Here is a 5,567-nt window from a genome sequence, read left to right as displayed (position 1 = left end):
AAATGGCCACCCAACGTTGGGTGGCCATTTCACTGAAAAGAAGTCCGGCGGTGTCCTACTCTCCCACAGGGTCCCCCCTGCAGTACCATCGGCGCTGTGAGGCTTAGCTTCCGGGTTCGGAATGTAACCGGGCGTTTCCCTCACGCTATGGCCGCCGAAACACTATTGATGTTTCAGTCAACACGAACGCAAATCATTGTTGTGTTATGTTCCCGACCGTACATCGGGAACCACTCAGTGGACGCAAGCACCAAAAACGGTGTGTTATCAAGTCATCGGCTTATTAGTACCGGTCAGCTTCACGCGTTACCGCGCTTCCACATCCGGCCTATCAACCCAGTAGTCTGGCTGGGAGCCTCTCGCCCGAAGGCATGGAAGTCTCATCTTGAGGCCGGCTTCCCGCTTAGATGCTTTCAGCGGTTATCCATCCCGAACGTAGCTAATCAGCGGTGCTCCTGGCGGAACAACTGACACACCAGAGGTTCGTCCAACCCGGTCCTCTCGTACTAGGGTCAGATCCTCTCAAACTTCCTACGCGCGCAGCGGATAGGGACCGAACTGTCTCACGACGTTCTAAACCCAGCTCGCGTACCGCTTTAATGGGCGAACAGCCCAACCCTTGGGACCTACTCCAGCCCCAGGATGCGACGAGCCGACATCGAGGTGCCAAACCATGCCGTCGATATGGACTCTTGGGCAAGATCAGCCTGTTATCCCCGAGGTACCTTTTATCCGTTGAGCGACAGCGCTTCCACAAGCCACTGCCGGATCACTAGTCCCGACTTTCGTCCCTGCTCGACCTGTCAGTCTCACAGTCAAGCTCCCTTGTGCACTTACACTCGCCACCTGATTGCCAACCAGGTTGAGGGAACCTTTGGGCGCCTCCGTTACTTTTTGGGAGGCAACCGCCCCAGTTAAACTACCCACCAGGCACTGTCCCTGAACCGGATTACGGTTCGAAGTTAGATATCCAGAGTGACCAGAGTGGTATTTCAACAATGACTCCACACGAACTGGCGTCCATGCTTCAAAGTCTCCCACCTATCCTACACAAGCCACACCGAACACCAATACCAAGCTGTAGTAAAGGTCACGGGGTCTTTCCGTCCTGCTGCGCGTAACGAGCATCTTTACTCGTAATGCAATTTCGCCGAGTTCGCGGTTGAGACAGTTGGGAAGTCGTTACGCCATTCGTGCAGGTCGGAACTTACCCGACAAGGAATTTCGCTACCTTAGGATGGTTATAGTTACCACCGCCGTTTACTGGGGCTTAAATTCTCAGCTTCGCCTTGCGGCTAACCGGTCCTCTTAACCTTCCAGCACCGGGCAGGCGTCAGTCCGTATACATCGTCTTGCGACTTGGCACGGACCTGTGTTTTTAGTAAACAGTCGCTACCCACTAGTCTCTGCGGCCTCCAAACGCTTTCGGAGCAAGTCCTAATACGCCGAAGGCCCCCCTTCTCCCGAAGTTACGGGGGCATTTTGCCGAGTTCCTTAACCACGATTCTCTCGATCTCCTTGGTATTCTCTACCTGACCACCTGAGTCGGTTTGGGGTACGGGCAGCTAGAACCTCGCGTCGATGCTTTTCTTGGCAGCATAGGATCACCCACTTTTTATCCGCATCGTGTCTCAGCCTTGATGAGTGACGGATTTGCCTATCACTCGGCCTACGCACTTACACCCGGACTACCATCGCCGGGCTGGGCTACCTTCCTGCGTCACACCTGTTAATACGCTAACCGCACCAGCATGGGGTCGAGCGTTCGCCAAGACGGCTTCACCCCGAAGGGATCCATCCATTCCTGGTTAGGACTCTTAGCACCACTGGATTAGCTTGGGCGGTTCTTCGCCGGTACGGGAATATCAACCCGTTGTCCATCGACTACGCCTGTCGGCCTCGCCTTAGGTCCCGACTTACCCAGGGAAGATTAGCTTGACCCTGGAACCCTTGGTCTTTCGGAGGACATGTTTCTCACATGTCTTTCGCTACTCATGCCTGCATTCTCACTCGTGTAGCCTCCACGGCTGGTTCACACCGCCGCTTCGCTGGCCACACGACGCTCTCCTACCCATCAACACGGCTGGACCACGAAGGCCTACCAAAAATGTCAATGCCACAACTTCGGTGGCGTGCTTGAGCCCCGTTACATTGTCGGCGCGGAATCACTTGACCAGTGAGCTATTACGCACTCTTTCAAGGGTGGCTGCTTCTAAGCCAACCTCCTGGTTGTCAAAGCAACTCCACATCCTTTCCCACTTAGCACGCGCTTAGGGACCTTAGTTGGTGGTCTGGGTTGTTTCCCTCTCGACTATGAAGCTTATCCCCCACAGTCTCACTGCTGCGCTCTCACTTACCGGCATTCGGAGTTTGGCTGACGTCAGTAAGCTTTTGGGCCCCATCGGCCATCCAGTAGCTCTACCTCCGGTAAGAAACACGCAACGCTGCACCTAAATGCATTTCGGAGAGAACCAGCTATCACGAAGTTTGATTGGCCTTTCACCCCTATCCACAGCTCATCCCCTCAGTTTTCAACCTAAGTGGGTTCGGTCCTCCACGACGTCTTACCGTCGCTTCAACCTGGCCATGGATAGATCACTTCGCTTCGGGTCTAGGACACGCGACTGAATCGCCCTATTCAGACTCGCTTTCGCTACGGCTACCCCACTCGGGTTAACCTCGCCACGTATCGCTAACTCGCAGGCTCATTCTTCAAAAGGCACGCTGTCACCCCTACTAAGGAGGCTCCAACGGTTTGTAAGCAAACGGTTTCAGGTACTATTTCACTCCCCTCCCGGGGTACTTTTCACCTTTCCCTCACGGTACTTGTCCGCTATCGGTCATCTGGGAGTATTTAGGCTTATCAGGTGGTCCTGACAGATTCACACGGGATTTCTCGGGCCCCGTGCTACTTGGGATACTCTTCGCGTCAAGAGAGGCATTTCGACTACGGGGTTGGCACCCTCTATGACCGGCCTTTCAAGACCGTTCGTCTATACCTTCTTGTAACGCCGACAGATCGGCAGACCTGTCAGAAAAGTCCCACAACCCCGAACACGCAACTCCTGCCGGATATCACACGTACTCGGTTTAGCCTGTTCCGGTTTCGCTCGCCACTACTAACGGAATCGCGGTTGCTTTCTCTTCCTGTGGGTACTGAGATGTTTCACTTCCCCACGTTCCCTCTACCCGCCCTATATATTCAGGCGGGAGTCACTGGGTCGGCACGCCGCCCAGCGGGGTTTCCCCATTCGGACACCCTCGGATCACAGTGTGCTTATCCACTCCCCGAGGCTTATCGCAGATTGCTACGTCCTTCTTCGGCTCCAGATGCCAAGGCATCCACCGTTTGCTCTTAAAGACTTGAAATCACATGAGTTTTATCAAGAATCGAACCCCACCCGAAGGTGAGGCTGAAATTGACTAATGATCTTTAAGATCATCTATAAGAACTGACCGAAGTCAGTTCAAAGATGCTCGCGTCCACTGTGTAGTTCTCAAAGTACGGGCGGTACCCTCCCCCGCTCCCACCAACCGGTGACAACAAGAAAAGGCCCAGAGGAGTCAGCCCACCCACCCCCGAAGGGGCAAGCGTTCCGGTCCCTCAGGACCCAACAGCGTGCATGTGCCAATCAGTACACCAGGCCCCGTTCCAGCTGCAAGCAGCGTACTAAGAACCGGGCTTCCCGGTCGGCACCTCGTCCAATGTTCCACCCATGAGCTCCCTGCAGAGACATTCGCTCTGATCAGGGGCCTGGACACCCCGAAGAGTGCCAGATGCTCCTTAGAAAGGAGGTGATCCAGCCGCACCTTCCGGTACGGCTACCTTGTTACGACTTAGTCCTAATTACCGATCCCACCTTCGACGGCTCCCTCCACAAGGGTTGGGCCACCGGCTTCAGGTGTTACCGACTTTCATGACTTGACGGGCGGTGTGTACAAGACCCGGGAACGTATTCACCGCAGCGTTGCTGATCTGCGATTACTAGCGACTCCGACTTCATGAGGTCGAGTTGCAGACCTCAATCCGAACTGGGACCGGCTTTTTGGGATTCGCTCCACCTTACGGTATTGCAGCCCTTTGTACCGGCCATTGTAGCATGCGTGAAGCCCAAGACATAAGGGGCATGATGATTTGACGTCATCCCCACCTTCCTCCGAGTTGACCCCGGCAGTATCCCATGAGTTCCCACCATTACGTGCTGGCAACATAGAACGAGGGTTGCGCTCGTTGCGGGACTTAACCCAACATCTCACGACACGAGCTGACGACAACCATGCACCACCTGTTTACGAGTGTCCAAAGAGTTGACTATTTCTAGCCCGTTCTCGTATATGTCAAGCCTTGGTAAGGTTCTTCGCGTTGCATCGAATTAATCCGCATGCTCCGCCGCTTGTGCGGGTCCCCGTCAATTCCTTTGAGTTTTAGCCTTGCGGCCGTACTCCCCAGGCGGGGAACTTAATGCGTTAGCTGCGTCACGGAATCCGTGGAATGGACCCCACAACTAGTTCCCAACGTTTACGGGGTGGACTACCAGGGTATCTAAGCCTGTTTGCTCCCCACCCTTTCGCTCCTCAGCGTCAGTTACGGCCCAGAGATCTGCCTTCGCCATCGGTGTTCCTCCTGATATCTGCGCATTCCACCGCTACACCAGGAATTCCAATCTCCCCTACCGCACTCTAGTCTGCCCGTACCCACTGCAGGCTGGAGGTTGAGCCTCCAGTTTTCACAGCAGACGCGACAAACCGCCTACGAGCTCTTTACGCCCAATAATTCCGGATAACGCTTGCGCCCTACGTATTACCGCGGCTGCTGGCACGTAGTTAGCCGGCGCTTTTTCTGCAGGTACCGTCACTTTCGCTTCTTCCCTGCTAAAAGAGGTTTACAACCCGAAGGCCGTCGTCCCTCACGCGGCGTTGCTGCATCAGGCTTTCGCCCATTGTGCAATATTCCCCACTGCTGCCTCCCGTAGGAGTCTGGGCCGTGTCTCAGTCCCAGTGTGGCCGGTCACCCTCTCAGGCCGGCTACCCGTCGACGCCTTGGTGAGCCATTACCTCACCAACAAGCTGATAGGCCGCGAGCTCATCCCTGACCGAAATTCTTTCCAAACGTCGACCATGCGGTCACGTCTCGTATCCGGTATTAGCAGCTGTTTCCAACTGTTATCCCAGAGTCAGGGGCAGATTGCTCACGTGTTACTCACCCGTTCGCCACTGATCCAAAGAGCAAGCTCTCCTTCACCGTTCGACTTGCATGTGTTAAGCACGCCGCCAGCGTTCATCCTGAGCCAGGATCAAACTCTCCGTAAAAGAATTTTGTTGAACAAGACCGGAATAGGTCGAGCCCAACGAGCTTGATCTGACGATCGGATGTCATTACTGACAAATCCGTTTAATCTCAAAGAAATCTCACCAACCAGCCGAAACTGGTTGCGAGGTTTTTTGGCATTATGACAAGTGCACGCTGTTGAGTTCTCAAGGATCGGACGCACCTGCAACTCAGCCTCATCAGCCTCGCCCGCAGGGCAACTTCACTACCTTATCCCACCCACACCGACTGTCAAATC

The 5,567-nt window shown here is 54.7% G+C and carries 3 rRNA genes; all 3 read right to left on the bottom strand.

The annotated features are described in order from the left end of the window. Nucleotides 1-42: 42 nt before the first annotated feature. The 3 genes from rrf to DEU34_RS16050 all read right to left on the bottom strand — a co-directional run bounded on the left by rrf (nucleotide 43) and on the right by DEU34_RS16050 (nucleotide 5,310). Nucleotides 43-159, bottom strand: a 5S ribosomal RNA gene (rrf, locus tag DEU34_RS16060). Nucleotides 160-263: 104 nt separating this feature from the next. Further along, nucleotides 264-3,369 (bottom strand): 23S ribosomal RNA (locus DEU34_RS16055). Between the two features lie 419 nt (nucleotides 3,370-3,788). Next, nucleotides 3,789-5,310 (bottom strand): 16S ribosomal RNA (locus DEU34_RS16050). The 16S, 23S and 5S rRNA genes sit together here, the layout of an rRNA operon. Nucleotides 5,311-5,567 lie beyond the last annotated feature (257 nt).

The organism is Microbacterium sp. AG1240 (genome assembly GCF_003635115.1).
GTDB lineage: Bacteria > Actinomycetota > Actinomycetes > Actinomycetales > Microbacteriaceae > Microbacterium.
Note: the sequence above shows the minus strand (reverse complement) of the source record. Positions and strands in the feature narration are given on the sequence as shown.